Source organism: Pedobacter sp. ISL-64, assembly GCF_018613605.1.
GTDB lineage: Bacteria > Bacteroidota > Bacteroidia > Sphingobacteriales > Sphingobacteriaceae > Pedobacter.
In genome coordinates, this window is sequence record NZ_JAGGPU010000008.1 from 164,279 (window position 1) to 181,023 (window position 16,745).

The window sequence follows — 16,745 nt, forward strand, 5'->3', positions numbered from 1 at the left end:
ATGAAAAATCAAATTATCGCTCTTTCTTCTTTACTTTTTCTTATCACATTTACTTCTTGCACATCTTTGCTTACTCCAGCTATCTTAGGGAACAACATGGGCTATATGCCAAAAGCAATGGGTGCAGACAGTGTTAAAACGTTAACAAATGTATCAGCAAGTTATGCTGGTTCTACTTCACCAAGCGCTGGTACGGATTTTGGATTGGGAATGGCAAATATAAGCCAGTCGCATACTTTCAAAAAATCAAACATTTCTTATGGTGTTTTCGCTTATGCTGGAAAAGCATCAGGCGGAGAAAACGACAACGATGTAGAAAATTTAAAGAATTATCTCCCATCCTTTAAAAAATCGATCAGTGGCGTTGGGTTAAGATTTTCTGCTGGCCTACACAACACCTCAGCTAACGGAAATACAGATTTCAGGTACATTAACTTTGAAAATGCGCTTAGCTTCGAAGGTGGAGCTTACACCAAATTTAGACAAGAGGTATATAGCAATCCCATTCCAGATTATGTGGCAGTAACAAATAGAAAGGTACTTTGGACAACAGGATTATCTACCGAGGTAATCTGGAGAGCTAGAAATGACCACGATATAAGGCATGCATTTAGATTTTTTCTTGGCGGTACACCTAATTTTGCAAATAGTTTCAGATCTGGCGTAAAAGCTTACGATGAAATTAACCGGAAAAATTCATTCAGTTGGATTTTTAACTATTTCTTATACATCAAGCGATTTTCTCTTTCTTATGAAATGGCTGACAATGTTAATTATGCACAAAAGATAAGTCTCGGTTATTCATTTCAATAAAACATAATCAACCTGATGCTGTTCTGATATAAATAAAATATTATGAACAGAACATTAGGAGTTATATTAATTGTTGTGGGCATCGCTATGCTCATCTGGACTGGCTTCTCTTACACTAAAAGAGAAAAAATTGTTGATGCAGGTCCCATTCAAATATCTGCCGATAAAGAAAAATCTGTCAATTGGCCTCCTTATGCAGGTGGTATTATTCTGATAGCTGGTGTAATTGTATTTGTAGCGTCTAAGAAGAAATAATTGATTTGTCATTCTGAGCCTGCCGAAGAACTTTGAAGCATTTCGACAGGCTCAATGTGACAATTTATATCTCGTAACTATAAACTGATCTTATTGCATCCCTTAAATTATACTTCGAAGCCATCACCTCTCCATAGGCACCAGCACTACGGATAGCAAAAACATCACCTCTGAACGATTCAGGTTGCTCTACTTCTTTACCAAAGCAATCGGTACTTTCACAGATTGGCCCTACGATATCATATTTAACGACTTCGGACTTCGACCCCGTTACTCCAGACTGGCTAAGATTTTCGATTTTGTGATAGGCTTGATATAAGGCTGGGCGCATCAATTCAGTCATACCGGCATCTAAAACCACGAAATTTTTCTTCTTTCCGTTTTTAATATAAAGTACACGGGTAATCAATGAAGCCGATTGACCAACCAATGCCCTACCCAATTCAAAATGTACTTCCTGACCAGGTTTAACAGTCAAAAATTCATTAAAAATCTTAAAATAAGATCCAAAGTCAGGAATCTGGTGATCAGGATTGTAATAATCGATACCTAAGCCACCACCAACATTTAATACTTTTAAGTTAAAACCTTTATCTTCAAACCAGGCGGCAAATTCGTTTACACGAACGCATAGGTTTTTATATACATCAAGATTGGTAATCTGAGAACCGATATGAAAGTGGATGCCAATAAATTTAAGGTTTGGCGAAGCTTTTAAAGTTTCGGCACATTCTGGTAAATCCCATGAATTGATACCAAACTTATTTTCGTCTAAACCAGTGGTAATGTTATGGTGTGTATGTGCATCCACATTAGGATTGATGCGGATAGCCACCTGAGCTGTTTTACCTTTTTTACCGGCAAGTTCATTTAGTACCTCTAATTCCTGGATAGATTCTACGTTAAAACAGAAAATATCAAGATCAAGGGCCTCATTAATTTCTTTATCAGATTTACCTACTCCGGCAAAAACGATTTTTTTATTGTCGAAACCTACTTCAACTGCTCTTCTCACCTCTCCTGCACTCACGCAATCTGCACCGAAACCAATTTCTTTAATCTGGTTTAACAGCACAGAATTAAAATTTGCCTTTAGTGCATAGTGAATGTGAAATTGATACGGAGCCGCTGCATCTGCGCAGGTACGCAAGGTTTTTTGTAACAGATCGGTATCATAGTAGTAAAAAGGCGTTTCTATATTGTTAAACTTTGATATATCTTTATCGGTGAACATGTTCAAATTCCTTATTATAATTTTAATTTTATTCTTTGGGCTAATTTATTTGGGTAACTACCTGGATTTAAAGCATGGAAGAATTACCCAGAAACAATATAATGGAAAAGTCCGGTTTTTTATCGTGTTACTCTTCATTGTACTGTTCCTCTTATTTATCAAAAAATGAAGATAGCAGCTGCCATATTTATTATTCTTATTCTTTCTGCAGGATTGTATAACTCTTACAAAAAGCATAAAAACGGTTTGCTACCGGCAAGCTTTCTGGCTTTTCACTTTCTTATCGGATTACTGGTAATAATCGGCGCTTTTTTCCTCTTATTCGAATAATCTATTGTGCAGGCTTCTTAAAGCTTCGGTTTTATACTCACTTAATATTAAAAGCGAAACGTTGTAGTTGCTTCCACCGTAAGAAATCATACGGATCGGAATGTGTTTTAAACCTTCTAAAACCCTGCTGGCGAAACCATGCTTCTCCGAACCGAAATCGCCCACTACACATACAATGCTGTGGTCGGTATCTACTTCTACTGTTCCGAAACTTTCCAACTCTTCGATAATCTGCGGCAAATGAGCTGTTTCATCTATAGTTAACGATACGGCAACCTCAGAAGTAGTAATCATATCGATAGGTGTTTTATACCGTTCAAAAACTTCAAAAACCCTGCGTAAGAAACCATAAGCCAACAACATACGGCTCGATTGGATACGGATTGCCGTGATGCCATCTTTCGCTGCTATTGATTTAATTTTTCCTTTTTCGCTATCATGGGTAATCAAAGTACCTGCAGCTGAAGGTTCCATCGTGTTTAACAAACGAACCGGAATCTTATATTTCTGTGCTGGGAAGACCGATTGAGGATGCAAAATCTTTGCACCAAAATAAGCCAACTCAGCTGCTTCATCAAAAGATAATTGTGCAATTGGTTTAGTGCCTTTAACAATACGTGGATCGTTGTTGTGCATCCCGTCAATATCCGTCCAGATTTGAACTTCTTCCGCCATAATTGCTGCACCTAATAATGATGCAGTATAATCACTACCACCTCGACGTAGATTATCTACCTCGCCAAAACTGTTGCGGCAGATGTATCCTTGTGTAATGAACAGTTTATTATCTTTATGCTGCTCCAAAAGAGGCATTAAATGTTTCGTTGTAAAAGGAATATCAGGCTCATTATCTTCATCCGTTTTCATGAAATCTAAAGCTGGCAATAATACCGAGGGTACGCCGATAGATTTTAAATAAATATGGTATAAAGTTGTAGATAACAATTCTCCTTGAGCCAACACTACCTTCTCTTCAATTGGAGTAAAAATATCGTTCGCTAAGCCAGCTAAGAAACCAAAGTGATAATCGATCACTTCATTTCCCTGTTCTTGAAACTCGTCAGCAGGCAACAATTCAACAACAAAAGCTTTATATTTCTGGTATAGATTTTCCACGCACTCGCTTCCCTTCTTCTTATCTCCAGCTAAAAAATAATTTGCAATTTCTACTAAACTATTTGTAGTACCAGACACGGCTGATAATACTACAATCTGCTCTTCATTTGGATTAACGATATCCAACAACTTCGTCATGCGCTCAGGACTACCTACGGAAGTACCCCCAAATTTTAATATTTTCATTTAATGCTTATTGTTTTTAACGGTAATGAAGCTATCATAATTTATTTATTTACTTTTGGCTATAGAAAATTATGATGGTTTCAATTTTAAATACTAGAATATGTAATTTTCTTTATTATTGTATCGGGGCGTGAAATTAAACAAAAGCAGCTTAAAAGCAACACCCTCAACAAAATAAAATTTGGATGTACTGAAATAAATGCGTTTCAACCAAACATCATTCAATAAAATTTGTTCAACACCAGATATTAAATTTAAAAAACAGCTCAATGCAGGCAATTGACCAATCAACACAAGCCACAATTAATCAGTGGTTAAGTGGAAATTACGATGAAAATACCAAGGCAGAAATTCAGGCCCTTGTGGATAAAGATGCAACTACCGAATTAACAGATGCATTTTATAGAAGTTTAGAATTTGGAACTGGTGGCCTACGTGGCATTATGGGTGCGGGTTCTAACCGGATCAACAAATACACTATTGGAACGGCTACACAAGGATTGGCCAATTATTTAAACAACAAGTACCCTCACGAAAAAATCAAGGTTGCCATTGCCCACGACAGTCGCAATAACTCTGATTATTTCGCTAAAATTACAGCAGATGTTTTCTCTGCAAACGGTATCTATGTTTATTTCTTCTCTGCATTAAGACCAACTCCAGAACTTTCTTTCGCTGTGCGCCATTTTGGTTGCAAAAGCGGTGTAATGCTAACGGCCTCGCATAATCCTAAAGAATATAACGGTTATAAGGCCTATGGTGCAGATGGTGGTCAATTTACTTCTCCTGATGATAAATTGGTGATCGATGAAGTAAATAAGATCAAAAGTATTGATGAGGTGAAATTTGACCGTGTTGATGCGAATATCGAATTGATCGGTGAAGATGTAGATAAACTTTATTTAGACGGCATTACTGCACTTTCAATCTCACCAGAAGCGATAAAAAGACAGCACGATTTAAAAATTGTATATTCTCCTATCCATGGAACTGGAATTACTTTAGTACCTAAAGCCTTAGCACAATTTGGTTTTACAAATGTAACCCTGGTTGAAGAACAAAGCACACCAGATGGAAATTTCCCAACAGTAGTATATCCTAACCCAGAAGAAAAAGACGCATTGACTTTAGCAATGAACAAAGCAAAGGAAATTGATGCTGATTTAGTTTTGGCTACAGATCCTGATGCGGACCGTGTGGGTATTGCGGTAAAAGACAACGATGGCGAATGGGTATTGCTTAATGGTAACCAAACGGGCAGTTTATTAATCAATTACCTGTTATCAGCTTGGCAAGACAGCGGCAAATTAGATGGCAATCAGTTCATTGTGAAAACCATTGTAACCTCTAACCTGATCGAAGAAATTGCCAAAAAGAAAAATGTAACCTACTACAATACCTTAACTGGGTTTAAATATATCGGTCAGTTAATGACGGAACTAGAAGGTAAAAAATACTTTATCGGTGGTGGTGAAGAAAGTTACGGCTACTTAATCGGCGATTTAGTACGTGATAAAGATGCTGTGGTTTCTGCGGCTTTTATCTCTGAAATGACTGCTTATTATAAAGATAAGGGTGCAAGTTTATACAATGCATTATTAGATATGTATGTTGAATATGGTCTTTACAAAGAAGATCTGGTTTCGCTAACCAAAAAAGGCAAATCAGGTGCTGAAGAAATTAAAGCCATGATGGTTAAATTTAGGGAAAACCCTCCTGCAACATTGGGCGGTTCGAAAGTTTCAGTACTGAAAGATTACGAATTAAGTCAGGAAACTGATTTGGCAACAGGAAAAGTAACTAAGCTGGATTATCCTACTTCAGATGTTTTACAGTTTATTACCGAAGATGGAAGTATTGTTTCAGCTCGCCCGAGTGGAACAGAACCGAAAATTAAATTCTATTGCAGCGTAAATGCACCTTTAGCAGATAGAAATGATTTTGACAAGGTTAACGCACAACTTGGTGATAAAATCAAAGCCGTGATGGCTGATTTGCAAGCGTAGTTTATCCTTTTTGCAATAAAAAAGATTAACACAGATGAATGATTTTTCATCTGTGTTTTTTTTATTTAGAGTCGTTATGCTGAATTTTATTCAGTTGACAATATCAGAAAGATGCTGAAGTAAATTCAGCGTAATGGTTGCATAATCTTTAATTTTAATGAATTAACTCCTTAATATTTCTCTTGGAAATATAAATGATAGCAGGTTCAGTTTTTTCAGCATATAAAGCTTTTCCCGTTTTTTTATCGTGAACAACCCTGGTTGCAGAAACATAAAGTCTTCCTAATTTATCTACATGTAAATTGGTAAGCTGGTTATCAAATGGAAGCTGCAATATTTCTGAAAATCCATTTTTTAAAATATTAACATCACTTTTCAGAATATAGTTATGATCAGGGTTGCCGTTAATTGGCTCTAAATTCTCTTTAATTTTTATTTTAACCTGATTACTTACAGTTACGGCCGTATATTCTTGAGATCGTTCTTCTGAGATATCATATTTAGTGCAACGATCCCATGTAAATCCCTTGTCTAAACTAAAGTACTGACTAAAAGTCGCCAGTTTCTGATTGTCTTTATCTTTAAGGCTGTTTGCTTGCAAAGCGAAAATGGTATCCTTAACCGACAAAAAACCATAAATAGGCTGATTATTTACTTTTACTTTACGCCAGGTTTTGCCTTGATCAATAGTTTGATAAATTTCGGTAAGTGTAGATACCATTAAAGTATCGTCAATATTACCGTAAACAGCATGGGCTTCTCTCCCGTTTGCAATCTCAATCCTCGTCCACTTAGGATCGCTAAATGTTTTCGGCACATCTGGCACTTCTTTTTTGGCACATGATGATAGTACCATCATCACCGCGATAGTTTTAATTAATTTCATAGGTTTCATTTTTTTGTGTAATGCAAGATAAATAAAAATCTGATTAACTAAAAACATAGGTGAAATTAGAGGATTTAGCTGCAGAAGAAGAAGAAATTTTCTGTACCCTTATGATTACATAGCGACAATAAAATATTAGATACAAAATCCATCAATACGAATAGGTTGCATAATTTACAAATAGTAAAGGATAGGCTTATGATTGAGATAATTTTAAAAGACAATTTAGAACAAAGTAAAATTGATGAGTTTGAAATTTCTAGAAATTTCAAACTATACAAAGTTTAAACCTGCCTTCTGAGGTAAGGCTTTTATGTCTTTTTTATTTTTTTTGCTGCAACCAATTTCTTTAATACTTTTGCAGCGCAATACCATGTTCAAAAAAATCTTAATATATCTGATCATTACGTGTACCGTTTCTAACGGCGCCATGCAATTGGTAATCTATTCTGGTTATAAAATGAACAAAGAATACATTACAAGTGTATTTTGTATCAATAAAGAACATCCAGAATTACACTGTGATGGACAATGTTTCCTAGCTAAAAAACTAAAAGAGCTTGAGGGTAAAAACAAACAGGCTCAGGAAAACCTGAAAAGGGTTGCAGAGGCTGAACCAAGATTTCAGACTATCGCATTAAACCACCATCTTCCTTATTTCATCATCACTTCCGAAAATCTTTATATCGAAAAACCGGTTAAAGATCTTTCCATTTCCATTTTTCATCCACCGAAAACGGTTTAAGTAAATCTTTTTATTTTGCGATCGTCATCTTGTTCCGATAATCGGGATCAGGTCTATTATTGTCAATAAGATGCTGAAATAAATTCAGCATGACGGCCGTATTAAAATTTCTTTAAATACTTTTTACTTATCCAATTTTCTTAAAATGAAATTATCACAATACTTTTTGGCATTGTTATGCCCTATTATATTATTATCTTCTTGCAAAAAAAACACCGATGAAGTTGCCGCAGATACCAGATCTACTTTCTCTATTGAATTCGAAAATCAGGTAAACGGAAGTCCTTTGGTTTTAAACACTACAACTTACAAAAATGCCAAAGGCGAAGATTTTAAGATCAATGTATTTAAATACTATGTTAGCAATATTAAATTAAGCAAAGCCGACGGCACCACTTATCTCCTTCCGGAAAGTTATTTCTTAATTGATGCATCGAAGACAGAATCGACAAATATTACGCTAAAAGATGTACCAACAGGCGATTATACCAAAATAGAATACACCATTGGTGTAGATTATGCCCGTAATTTTGCTGGAGCACAAACTGGTGCCCTAGATCCGATCAACGGCATGTTCTGGACCTGGAACAGTGGTTACATATTCGTTAAACTAGAGGGAACTTCACCACAATCAACAGCAACTGGAAATACAATTACCTTCCACATTGGTGGCGTTATTGATCCAAACAATACCATTAGAACTTTTACTACGGAGATTAATGCGGCAAACCCGCTTCGCGTGAGAACAGATGGTAAACCGAATATGCACTTTAAGGTAAATGCAGCTGCATTATTTACAGGTAAAACCGATGTGAGTTTCGCTGCTTTGAATATGACCATGGGTGGGGCAAATTCTGTAATTGTAGCCAACAACTATGCAAATGGCTTATTTCGTTTAGATCATATTCACAACTAAATGTTAAGGAAAATAACTGTCTTCGCAATGCTTTTTTTAAGCATTGCGTTGATGTATGCCTGCAGTAAGAACGAAGATGAAGTAACACCAGAGGAAAAGAAAATTACCTTTTCGGTTCCCGTCAACTTCCCTGCTCCGGTATACAATTTCGAAGACAATAAATTAAGCAATGCAGGTTTTGCGCTGGGTAAGAAATTATTTTACGAAGCCCGCTTATCTGCCGATAAAAGTGTTTCATGCGGAAGCTGTCATCAGCAATTTGCTGCTTTTACACAACTTGATCATAAAGTGAGTCATGGCGTAAATAATTGCCAGGGAAAACGGAATACACCTCCACTTTTTAATCTGGCATGGCAAAAAGCGTTCTTTTGGGATGGAGGTGTAAAAAACATCGAGACTTCTCCGCTTAATGCCATTACCGATGCCTGCGAAATGGGTACTGATATACAAACAATCGTTGCGTTCCTGAAAAACACGGCTCCTTACCCTGATTTATTTAAACAGGCCTATGGTTCAACAGAAATCAATTCGCAACTGATTTTAAAGTCGATTACTCAATTTACGGCAGTACTGGTTTCAGGAAATTCGAAATACGATAAGGTAATGCGCAAAGAGAGTGCTGTTTCCTTTACCTCAGCAGAATTGGCGGGTTACAATCTGTTCAAAGAAAAATGCACTTCCTGCCATGCAGAACCATTTTTTACTGATTTTTCTTACCGCAGTAACGGATTAGATCTGGTAAGTACCGATGAAGGGCGATCGCATATTACGGGTGTAGCTTCAGATTTAGGAAAGTTCCGTGTGCCTACCTTACGCAATATCGAATATACGAGTCCATATATGCACGATGGGCGCTTTTACAGCTTGGATGAGGTTTTAGAACATTATAATTCGGGCGTTAAAGCATCAGTAAATCTCGACGTTCAACTAAAAAACGGCATCCCTTTAAATACCACAGAAAAAGTGCAGATTAAAGCCTTTTTAAAAACATTAACAGACAATGAATTTATCAAAAACACACTATACAGCGAGTCGTAAATTATTGATTTTAGTTTTCATACTCATGAGCGGCCAAGTTTTTGCCTGCGATATCTGTGGTTGTTTTATGGGCATCACCCCTTATTACAACCGTAACAGCATCAGCGTTTTATATCGTTACCGTTCGTTTAGCGGCTACGAACGACAATCGCATTCCTTATTTCCAAATGGAGGAAATTTCTTTATCCCAGCGCGAAGCCAGGATTCACCTATAACCAATCATGCGGGCAATCCAGATGATTATGAACTTTATCGTTCTTTAGAGGTTAGAGGTAAATATTTCATCAATAGTAAACTGGAAATCAATGCCATTTTACCGTATGTGTCCAATAGCGAGCGTTACAATGGATATACCTCCTCTATTTCTAGCCTGGGCGATATTAATTTGTATGTAGGTTACCATCTCGTGCAAAAACTAGAAGATAGTTTCAAACAACAATTGATTGCCGGAGCCGGTATAAAATTGCCAACAGGTAGAAACGATTTCAAAAATGCGGCAGGTATCCGTTATTCCTCACTGATGCAGGCAGGAACAGGAAGTACCGATGGTTTTGTGTACCTGAACTATATGGTAGGTTTGGGCAAATTTGGGGCAAGTTTAAATACTTCTTACAAGGTTAACGGAACCAACAGCCGCGATGAAGGTATTGCTAACAGCACGACCAGTTTCTTAAATATTTTTTATACCCAAAGGATTGGTAAAGATGTTCAGATTATGCCATCAGCGCAGTTTTTTTATGAATATTCTGGTGGGGAAAAATACAAAGGCCAAAAAACCGGAGAGCACGTCATGAATAATCTGATGGGCGGCGCAGGTATAGATGTTTTTTATAAGAATGTGGCGCTAAATGCAGGTATTCAAAAGAATATCTGGGAAGCCGAAACCGATCACCCAATGAGTGCCGGAAAGGTTTATGTTGGAATTACTTATAATTTTTAAATCACAGCATATGAACAGATTAAATCTTACGGTATTGTACCTAGTAACTACTTTACTTTTTTCCTGTAAAACGGAACCTGATTCGAAAGCGATACGCCAGGAAGTACTTAACATCCACGATAAATTAATGATTGATGGGGAAAAAGTAGTAAAGAACAAAATGAAATTAGACAAACTCTTGGTTTCAGATCAGATTAAACTTGCTCAGGATTCGGTACTACAAAAACAAAAAATAAACGATTTAATTATACGGTTAAATGCAGCCGATGAAAAAATGATGGATTGGATGCACTTCTTCAAAGACGATTTTAAGGGAAAAACTGAACAGGAAGATCTTGATTATTATAAATCCGAAATGGTGAAAATAAGGGCCGTTGAAGATAGCTACATCAAGGTTACCAGAGAATCAGATTCGTTGATAAACGTATATCAAATTAAATAAAACAGTCGGGAAGTCAGATGTCAGGAGGCCGAAGATATAAAATTTAACAAATTAAGTATCTAAACCTCGGTCTTCGAACATCCGGCCCTGGACTTTAAAACAATTCAAAATGAAAAAATTAAATTTCGCAATAATCCTAATTGGATTAACAACCCTGTCATTAAAATCAAATGCGACACCAGTAATCAACGGATCAAAAACAAGGCCTATCGATTCTGCAAAGAAAGCAACGGTAGATCCTGTTTGTAAAATGAAAGTAAAAGCCCAGACAGCTAAAAATACGGTTTATAATAGGGTTACCTATAGTTTCTGTTCGGAAAGCTGTAAGCAAAAGTTTGTGGCCGAACCAGCAAAGTATTTAAAAAAATAAGTCGGGAGACTAATGTTTGTCAACCTGTCCCGATTTTTCATATCGGATCAGGGTCTTTGATTCTGGGTAGTAGATGCTGAAATAAATTCAGCATGACGATAACCCAAACAAATTACCTCGTATATTTACACTTTTAACATAAAATCATGAATAAAATTACTGCTTACATCGCAACCTGTCTGCTAGTTGTTTCCATATTTACCGCTTGTAAACAAGAGAGAAAACTTCCCTTTTATGGCGAACGTCATGCCGAAACCGTTAGAGATGCAGCTGGAATAGAGAAAATTGATACCGTTTACCAAACTATTCCGAATTGGTCTTTCTTAAACCAGGATAGCATAGTAACAACGAACAAGGCAACAGATGGTAAAATCTACATTGCTGATTTTTTCTTTACTTCTTGTACCACCATCTGCCCTACCATGCACCGCAACTTAATGTCGGTTTACAATGAATTTAAAACTAATCCGGATGTGATGTTTGTATCACACACCATCGATTTTAAATACGACAGACCCCACGTTCTGAAAAAATACGCTCAAAAATTAGGTGTAGACGGACCAAAATGGCAGTTTCTTTATGGAAGTAAAGACAGCGTATATACCCTGGCAGAAAAGAACTATTTAGTGGCTGTTGGCGAAGATAGTACTGCTAAAGATGGGTATATCCATCAAGGATATTTGGTTTTAATCGATAAAGACAGACGGATCCGCGGTGCTTATGATGGCACTAAAGAAGAGCAGGTAGAACAATTAAAAAAGGATATCCCGGTTTTATTGGCCGAATATAAAAAGTAATAATCTCAATCGTCATTTCGATTCGATAGCTATCGGATGAAGTGCAGTCCCGAACTTTCGGGCGAGAAATCCATTAATGAATCTATTAGATTTCTCGACTCCATTTCATAGGCTCGAAATGACGATTTTTACAACAAAAGTCCATGCGCAAGTACATTATCAATTCAATCTTTTTCCTTTTCATTATAGGCATCATTGTATCCTGCCAAAACCAGGAAACAATCGATCTGCAGAATTACATGTCTAACGGAAAAGATATTTATAAAGCCAAGTGCCAGAATTGTCATGGCGAAAATGGTGAAGGATTGGGTGAGCTTGCACCCCCATTGACCGATTCGGTATTTTTAAAAACAAACAAAAACCGCTTAGCTTGTTTTATCAAAAACGGGGCAAACGAATCTTTAATCATCCACGGAAAAGAATACAAAGATAAAATGCCCGCTTTCTCTGAACTGGCTGATATTGATGTAGCACAGGTAATGGTTTATATCAGCAATTCGTTTGGCAATAAGCAGGGTTTTGTGCCCTACTCGCAGGTTTCAAAGGATTTGCAGAATTGTAAATAAACAGGTGCTATAATTATTTCTATTTAAGGTATTTTTCTTCTACTGCGTACGTCACCCTGAATTCATTTCAGGGTCTTAAATATTAATACAGATACTGAAATAAATTCAGCATGACGATAACCAGAGATAAATCTTCGTGTTCTTTGTGCCTTTGTACTTAAAAAACCCCATCTTTGCGCAAAATGCAGGTTGTTCTATCGCTGTCTCGGGTAAAATCGAGAGAGAGGAAAGTCCGGGCAACGCAGGGCATCTCGCTTTCTAACGGAAAGGGGTTCAGGAATGAAAACCTGAATTACGGATTAGTGCAACAGAAAATATACCGCTCTGGCTTATGTCTGAGTAAGGGTGAAAACGTGCGGTAAGAGCGCACGAGCATTACAGGCGATTGTAGTGGTTTGTAAACCCCGAGAGTTGAAAGACCAAATAGGCTAACGTACGTAGGGCTGCCCGTCCGATGTTAGTGGGTAGGTCGTTAGAGATAAACGGCAACGTTTATAGTGGATAAATGATAGAAATCCTGAGCAATCAGGAAACAGAACCCGGCTTATAGACCTGCATTTTTTTTATTCACTTAATAAAATACTTTTTGTTTCGTCGAGTTTGGCCACTTCTGCTTCGCCCAAAACAGGAAACTTCAGATCCAGATTTTTTAATTTATCTTCAATAATTTCACTTATTGCCAATCGGGCAAACCATTTTTTATCGGCAGGTATAATGTGCCAAGGCGATTCTACTGTGCTTGTTTCGTTAATCGCGTCCTGATAAGCTTCCATATACTTATCCCATAAAGCCCTTTCTTTAATATCGCCCGAAGAGAATTTCCAGTTTTTAGTAGGATCATCAATACGTTCTAAAAAGCGTTGTTTTTGCTCATCTCTGCTCACATTTAAAAAAAACTTCAAAATTACCGTTCCATTGGCCGTTAAATGTTCTTCAAAATTTCTGATACTCTTATAGCGCTGTTGCCAAAAGCTTTTATTGATCTTTTTTACATCATTAAGTCCTGGGATATTTTCGCTTAAAACATATTCGGGATGCACCTTACAAACCAAAACGTTCTCATAGTGCGAACGGTTATGAATACCTATCCTGCCACGTTCTGGCAAAGCTTTATAATGTCTCCACAAAAAATCATGTTCATATTCTTCTGACGTTGGCACTTTAAAAGTATAAACCTGGCATCCCTGTGGATTTAGTCCACTCATTACATGTTCGATTGCACTGTCTTTCCCTGCAGCATCCATTGCCTGAAAAATAATCAGAACGGAATGTTTTCCAGATGCATATAATTTCTCCTGTAAATGATTGAGTTCTATTTTCGAATTCACCAATGCATCTTTAGCTTTTTCTTTATTATAACCGCCAGTATAATCTGTTTTGTGATTTTTTAAAGAAAATTTCTTATCGCCTTGTACAATTAATCCTTTAAATTCGTTTTTCATAATCATGTATTGGTTTTAGATAAATCGATGCATCAATAATTTAAATATAGAACTAAAAAATAAGTAAATTAAATACGTTAATTTGCATATAGAGTTTTTTATATTTAACGCCACAGCTTTTACCTAAAGATCATCTTATCCAATATGTTTAAAGAGATAAAAAACAAGTACTTACGTTATTCTACAATATTTTTATTTTTTATAATAATTTTCTTTTCTGCCCTCCAATTAAACTTTTTGTGGCTATTTGGCTACTCACCAAGTGTTCGAGATATTAAAGCGCCTACCCTTCGTGTAGGTTCGGAACTTTACACTGCCGATGGAAAACTGATTGGCAGATACTTTAAAGAAAACAGAACGCCTGTAAATTATAATGAAATTGCACCGAGTGTAGTGCAAGCTTTGGTTGCTACCGAAGATGTGCGTTTCTACAAACATTGGGGGATTGATGTGCAAGCGGTTGGCCGTGCAGTTGTTGGCTTAGGAAAAGATGGCGGGGCCAGTACTATTACCCAACAATTGGCAAAAAACCTTTACCGTACGCGGTATAATAAATCGCAGGGATTATTGATCAAAATACCTCTAGTAAGAACCTTAATTGTAAAATTAAAGGAATGGATGACTGCTGTAAAGTTAGAATCTAACTATTCTAAAAATGATATTATCACCATGTACCTGAATACTGTTTCTTTCGGTAACAATACTTATGGGATAAAAACAGCCAGCCGGATTTATTTTGATAAGGAAGCAAAAGATTTAGCCACTACAGATGCAGCCATGCTTGTGGGTATGCTAAAGGGCACAACATTATATAATCCAACCAAAAACCCTGCAAAAGCATTAGAAAGAAGAAATGTGGTGCTTGCACAAATGAACAAGTACAAGTACCTGAGCAAAGATAGTTTGACAGAATTATCAAAGGAGCCGATTAAACTAAAAGAAGGCAAAATGCAGGATGGTAGTGATGGTGACTCTTATTTAAGGGCTGCTGTGGCAAAATACTTGGAAAAATGGAGTACTGATAATGGTTACGACCTTTATGAAGATGGATTAAAAATTTACACTACTATAGATTCTAAACTTCAAAAATATGCTGAGGAAGCAGTTGCCGATCAGATGAGGATTTTGCAGCGCAGGTTCTATAATGTGTGGGGCAACGAAGATCCTTGGTACGATTCTGAAAAACAAAAGGTTAATTATCCAGACAGGGCGATGAAAAACTTGCCGATTTACGCACTTTTACAAAAGAAATTCCCTAACAGTCCAGATTCTGTTACCGCTTATTTTAATAAAAAGAAAAGGATGCAGATCTTCACTTACAAAGGCGATCGTGATACTTCATTCTCTACTTTAGATTCTATCCGTTATTATGGTAAAATCATGAATACCGGAATGATGACCATGGAACCCGCAAGTGGTAAGATTAAAGTTTGGGTTGGTGGTATCGACCATAAATTTTTCAAATATGATCACGTTAACCAATCTAAACGCCAGGCAGGTTCTACTTTTAAACCTTTTGCTTATTTAACGGCATTAGAACAAGGCATGAGTCCTTGTGATAAATTTACAGATAAACCAGTTAAAATCGCTTATCAGGATAAAGGTGAAACGAAATATTGGGAGCCAAAAAATGCTGATTACAGTGTTTCGTACCGCGAAATGAGTTTAAGGTGGGCAATGGCGAAATCAGTAAATACCATTACCGCTCAGGTAACCGAAAAGGTGGGCTGGGATAACGTTGTAAAATATGCACACGAGTGCGGAATCGATAGCCATCTAGAATCTGTTCCATCTGTAAGTTTGGGTTCAAACGATGTTACAGTTTATGAAATGGTAAAAGCTTATGCTACCTTCATGAATAAAGGCATCAAAACTGATCCCATTTTAGTTGAGAAAATTACCGATCAGGATAACAATGTAATTGAGGAGTTTAAACCTAAAACAAAAAGGGTTTTAACAGAAGAAATTGCCTGGTTAATGACTTATATGTTCCGTGGTGGTATGGAAGAACCAGAAGGTACATCGCAAGCATTATGGGAATGGCCGGATCTATTTAGAAAAAACAATCAAATTGGCGGTAAAACAGGTACTTCTTCTGATTATGTAGACGCCTGGTATATGGGTTTAACCAAAGACCTGGTAACTGGTGTTTGGGTGGGTTGTGATGAAAGAACTGCACACTTTAAAAACGGTGAACAAGGAGAAGGCTCAAGAACGGCACTACCCATTTTCGCTAAGTTTATGGAGAAAGTATACCTCGATCCAAAATCCGGTTATACATATGGTCCATTCCCTAAAGCAACAGTTGATATTACGAGAACCTACAACTGCCCTAGCCCACGGATTATAAGAGATACCACATCAACCGATAGCTTAGCAGTAGATTCAACAGATTTTACCGTTCCTGAAACACCAGAAACGGTTATTCCTGTAACCATTGAACCTGAAGTAAAAAAAGAAGAAAAGAAAGTTGAGCCTGTTCAAACTCCTCCAGCAGCTACTGTTCCTTTAACCAAAAAGGAAGAAAGAGAACTGAGAAGAAAACAACGTCAGGAAGAAAAAGAAAAGAAAAAGAACGAGAACAATCAGCCTTAGTTTTTATCGCGATAAATAACCAGATACCTCAACTATCTGCGCTTTTGAGTAGAAAAAATTCTAAAAAG

Annotated in this window: 16 protein-coding genes and 1 other RNA gene; 13 read left to right on the forward strand and 4 right to left on the reverse strand. The window is 36.9% G+C overall.

Annotated features, from left to right (window positions below):
• Together J7E57_RS12580 and J7E57_RS12585 are read left to right on the forward strand one after the other, a co-directional pair.
• Positions 1-813 (forward strand): hypothetical protein, encoded by an 813-nt coding sequence (locus J7E57_RS12580; RefSeq protein WP_215128927.1) that lies wholly within the window; start codon positions 1-3, stop codon positions 811-813.
• A 42-nt stretch (positions 814-855) separates the two neighbouring features.
• Positions 856-1,068 (forward strand): hypothetical protein, encoded by a 213-nt coding sequence (locus tag J7E57_RS12585; protein WP_215128929.1) that lies wholly within the window; start codon positions 856-858, stop codon positions 1,066-1,068.
• Positions 1,069-1,132: 64 nt separating this feature from the next.
• Here the strand turns inward: J7E57_RS12585 and lysA are convergent, their stop codons facing one another.
• Both lysA and J7E57_RS12595 read right to left on the reverse strand, forming a co-directional pair.
• Positions 1,133-2,302 carry a diaminopimelate decarboxylase gene (gene lysA / locus J7E57_RS12590; protein WP_215128931.1) on the reverse strand — a complete coding sequence of 390 codons (1,170 nt, stop codon included), beginning with the start codon at positions 2,300-2,302 and terminating at the stop codon, positions 1,133-1,135.
• 318 nt (positions 2,303-2,620) lie between these two features.
• Positions 2,621-3,934, reverse strand: coding sequence for an aspartate kinase (locus J7E57_RS12595; protein WP_215128933.1), 1,314 nt, complete (start codon positions 3,932-3,934; stop codon positions 2,621-2,623).
• 269 nt (positions 3,935-4,203) lie between these two features.
• Here J7E57_RS12595 and J7E57_RS12600 point away from each other — a divergent pair, with 269 nt between their 5' ends.
• A complete protein-coding gene (locus J7E57_RS12600) occupies positions 4,204-5,940 on the forward strand; it encodes a phospho-sugar mutase (protein WP_215128936.1) in 1,737 nt (578 codons plus the stop codon).
• A 154-nt stretch (positions 5,941-6,094) separates the two neighbouring features.
• Here J7E57_RS12600 and J7E57_RS12605 read toward each other — a convergent pair whose 3' ends face one another.
• The gene (locus J7E57_RS12605; RefSeq protein ID WP_215128938.1) at positions 6,095-6,883 is read right to left on the reverse strand and encodes a hypothetical protein; all 789 of its coding nucleotides are present in this window, start codon (positions 6,881-6,883) and stop codon (positions 6,095-6,097) included.
• 316 nt (positions 6,884-7,199) lie between these two features.
• On the opposite strand from J7E57_RS12605, the gene J7E57_RS12610 reads away from it, so the two are divergent.
• The 9 genes from J7E57_RS12610 (at position 7,200) to rnpB (ending at position 13,203) form a co-directional block, all read left to right on the forward strand.
• A complete protein-coding gene (locus J7E57_RS12610; RefSeq protein WP_057933044.1) occupies positions 7,200-7,571 on the forward strand; it encodes a hypothetical protein in 372 nt (123 codons plus the stop codon).
• Positions 7,572-7,716: 145 nt separating this feature from the next.
• A complete protein-coding gene (locus J7E57_RS12615; RefSeq protein WP_215128940.1) occupies positions 7,717-8,487 on the forward strand; it encodes an MbnP family protein in 771 nt (256 codons plus the stop codon).
• Positions 8,488-8,514: 27 nt separating this feature from the next.
• Entirely contained in the window at positions 8,515-9,525 is a 1,011-nt protein-coding gene (locus tag J7E57_RS12620; protein WP_251029898.1) for a cytochrome-c peroxidase, read from the forward strand.
• 25 nt (positions 9,526-9,550) lie between these two features.
• The gene (locus J7E57_RS12625) at positions 9,551-10,465 is read left to right on the forward strand and encodes a transporter (RefSeq protein ID WP_215128942.1); all 915 of its coding nucleotides are present in this window, start codon (positions 9,551-9,553) and stop codon (positions 10,463-10,465) included.
• Positions 10,466-10,475: 10 nt separating this feature from the next.
• On the forward strand, positions 10,476-10,907 hold the full coding sequence (locus tag J7E57_RS12630; protein ID WP_215128944.1) for a hypothetical protein: 432 nt from the start codon (positions 10,476-10,478) through the stop codon (positions 10,905-10,907).
• 109 nt (positions 10,908-11,016) lie between these two features.
• Complete coding sequence (locus tag J7E57_RS12635) at positions 11,017-11,277, forward strand: YHS domain-containing protein (protein WP_215128946.1); 261 nt, start codon at positions 11,017-11,019, stop codon at positions 11,275-11,277.
• 146 nt (positions 11,278-11,423) lie between these two features.
• Positions 11,424-12,074 carry an SCO family protein gene (locus J7E57_RS12640; protein WP_215128948.1) on the forward strand — a complete coding sequence of 217 codons (651 nt, stop codon included), beginning with the start codon at positions 11,424-11,426 and terminating at the stop codon, positions 12,072-12,074.
• A gap of 143 nt (positions 12,075-12,217) precedes the next feature.
• On the forward strand, positions 12,218-12,640 hold the full coding sequence (locus tag J7E57_RS12645) for a c-type cytochrome (RefSeq protein ID WP_215128950.1): 423 nt from the start codon (positions 12,218-12,220) through the stop codon (positions 12,638-12,640).
• Between the two features lie 181 nt (positions 12,641-12,821).
• Positions 12,822-13,203: RNase P RNA component class A (gene rnpB / locus J7E57_RS12650), an RNA gene on the forward strand.
• Here the strand turns inward: rnpB and J7E57_RS12655 are convergent.
• Positions 13,204-14,082 (reverse strand): polyphosphate kinase 2 family protein, encoded by an 879-nt coding sequence (locus J7E57_RS12655; RefSeq protein ID WP_215128952.1) that lies wholly within the window; start codon positions 14,080-14,082, stop codon positions 13,204-13,206.
• A gap of 144 nt (positions 14,083-14,226) precedes the next feature.
• Here J7E57_RS12655 and J7E57_RS12660 point away from each other — a divergent pair, with 144 nt between their 5' ends.
• Positions 14,227-16,677 carry a transglycosylase domain-containing protein gene (locus J7E57_RS12660; RefSeq protein WP_215128954.1) on the forward strand — a complete coding sequence of 817 codons (2,451 nt, stop codon included), beginning with the start codon at positions 14,227-14,229 and terminating at the stop codon, positions 16,675-16,677.
• Positions 16,678-16,745 lie beyond the last annotated feature (68 nt).

What these genes read in the sequence shown, in the direction of transcription:
- J7E57_RS12620 (WP_251029898.1), top strand. Translation starts at nt 8,515, where the DNA reads ATGCTTTTTTTAAGCATTGCGTTGATGTATGCCTGCAGTAAGAACGAA.
- J7E57_RS12615 (WP_215128940.1), top strand. Translation starts at nt 7,717, where the DNA reads ATGAAATTATCACAATACTTTTTGGCATTGTTATGCCCTATTATATTA.
- J7E57_RS12610 (WP_057933044.1), top strand. Translation starts at nt 7,200, where the DNA reads ATGTTCAAAAAAATCTTAATATATCTGATCATTACGTGTACCGTTTCT.
- J7E57_RS12655 (WP_215128952.1), bottom strand. Translation starts at nt 14,082, where the DNA reads ATGAAAAACGAATTTAAAGGATTAATTGTACAAGGCGATAAGAAATTT.
- J7E57_RS12625 (WP_215128942.1), top strand. Translation starts at nt 9,551, where the DNA reads ATGAGCGGCCAAGTTTTTGCCTGCGATATCTGTGGTTGTTTTATGGGC.
- J7E57_RS12580 (WP_215128927.1), top strand. Translation starts at nt 1, where the DNA reads ATGAAAAATCAAATTATCGCTCTTTCTTCTTTACTTTTTCTTATCACA.
- J7E57_RS12640 (WP_215128948.1), top strand. Translation starts at nt 11,424, where the DNA reads ATGAATAAAATTACTGCTTACATCGCAACCTGTCTGCTAGTTGTTTCC.
- J7E57_RS12635 (WP_215128946.1), top strand. Translation starts at nt 11,017, where the DNA reads ATGAAAAAATTAAATTTCGCAATAATCCTAATTGGATTAACAACCCTG.
- J7E57_RS12585 (WP_215128929.1), top strand. Translation starts at nt 856, where the DNA reads ATGAACAGAACATTAGGAGTTATATTAATTGTTGTGGGCATCGCTATG.
- J7E57_RS12600 (WP_215128936.1), top strand. Translation starts at nt 4,204, where the DNA reads ATGCAGGCAATTGACCAATCAACACAAGCCACAATTAATCAGTGGTTA.
- J7E57_RS12660 (WP_215128954.1), top strand. Translation starts at nt 14,227, where the DNA reads ATGTTTAAAGAGATAAAAAACAAGTACTTACGTTATTCTACAATATTT.
- J7E57_RS12630 (WP_215128944.1), top strand. Translation starts at nt 10,476, where the DNA reads ATGAACAGATTAAATCTTACGGTATTGTACCTAGTAACTACTTTACTT.
- J7E57_RS12595 (WP_215128933.1), bottom strand. Translation starts at nt 3,934, where the DNA reads ATGAAAATATTAAAATTTGGGGGTACTTCCGTAGGTAGTCCTGAGCGC.
- J7E57_RS12645 (WP_215128950.1), top strand. Translation starts at nt 12,218, where the DNA reads ATGCGCAAGTACATTATCAATTCAATCTTTTTCCTTTTCATTATAGGC.
- lysA (WP_215128931.1), bottom strand. Translation starts at nt 2,302, where the DNA reads ATGTTCACCGATAAAGATATATCAAAGTTTAACAATATAGAAACGCCT.
- J7E57_RS12605 (WP_215128938.1), bottom strand. Translation starts at nt 6,883, where the DNA reads ATGTTTTTAGTTAATCAGATTTTTATTTATCTTGCATTACACAAAAAA.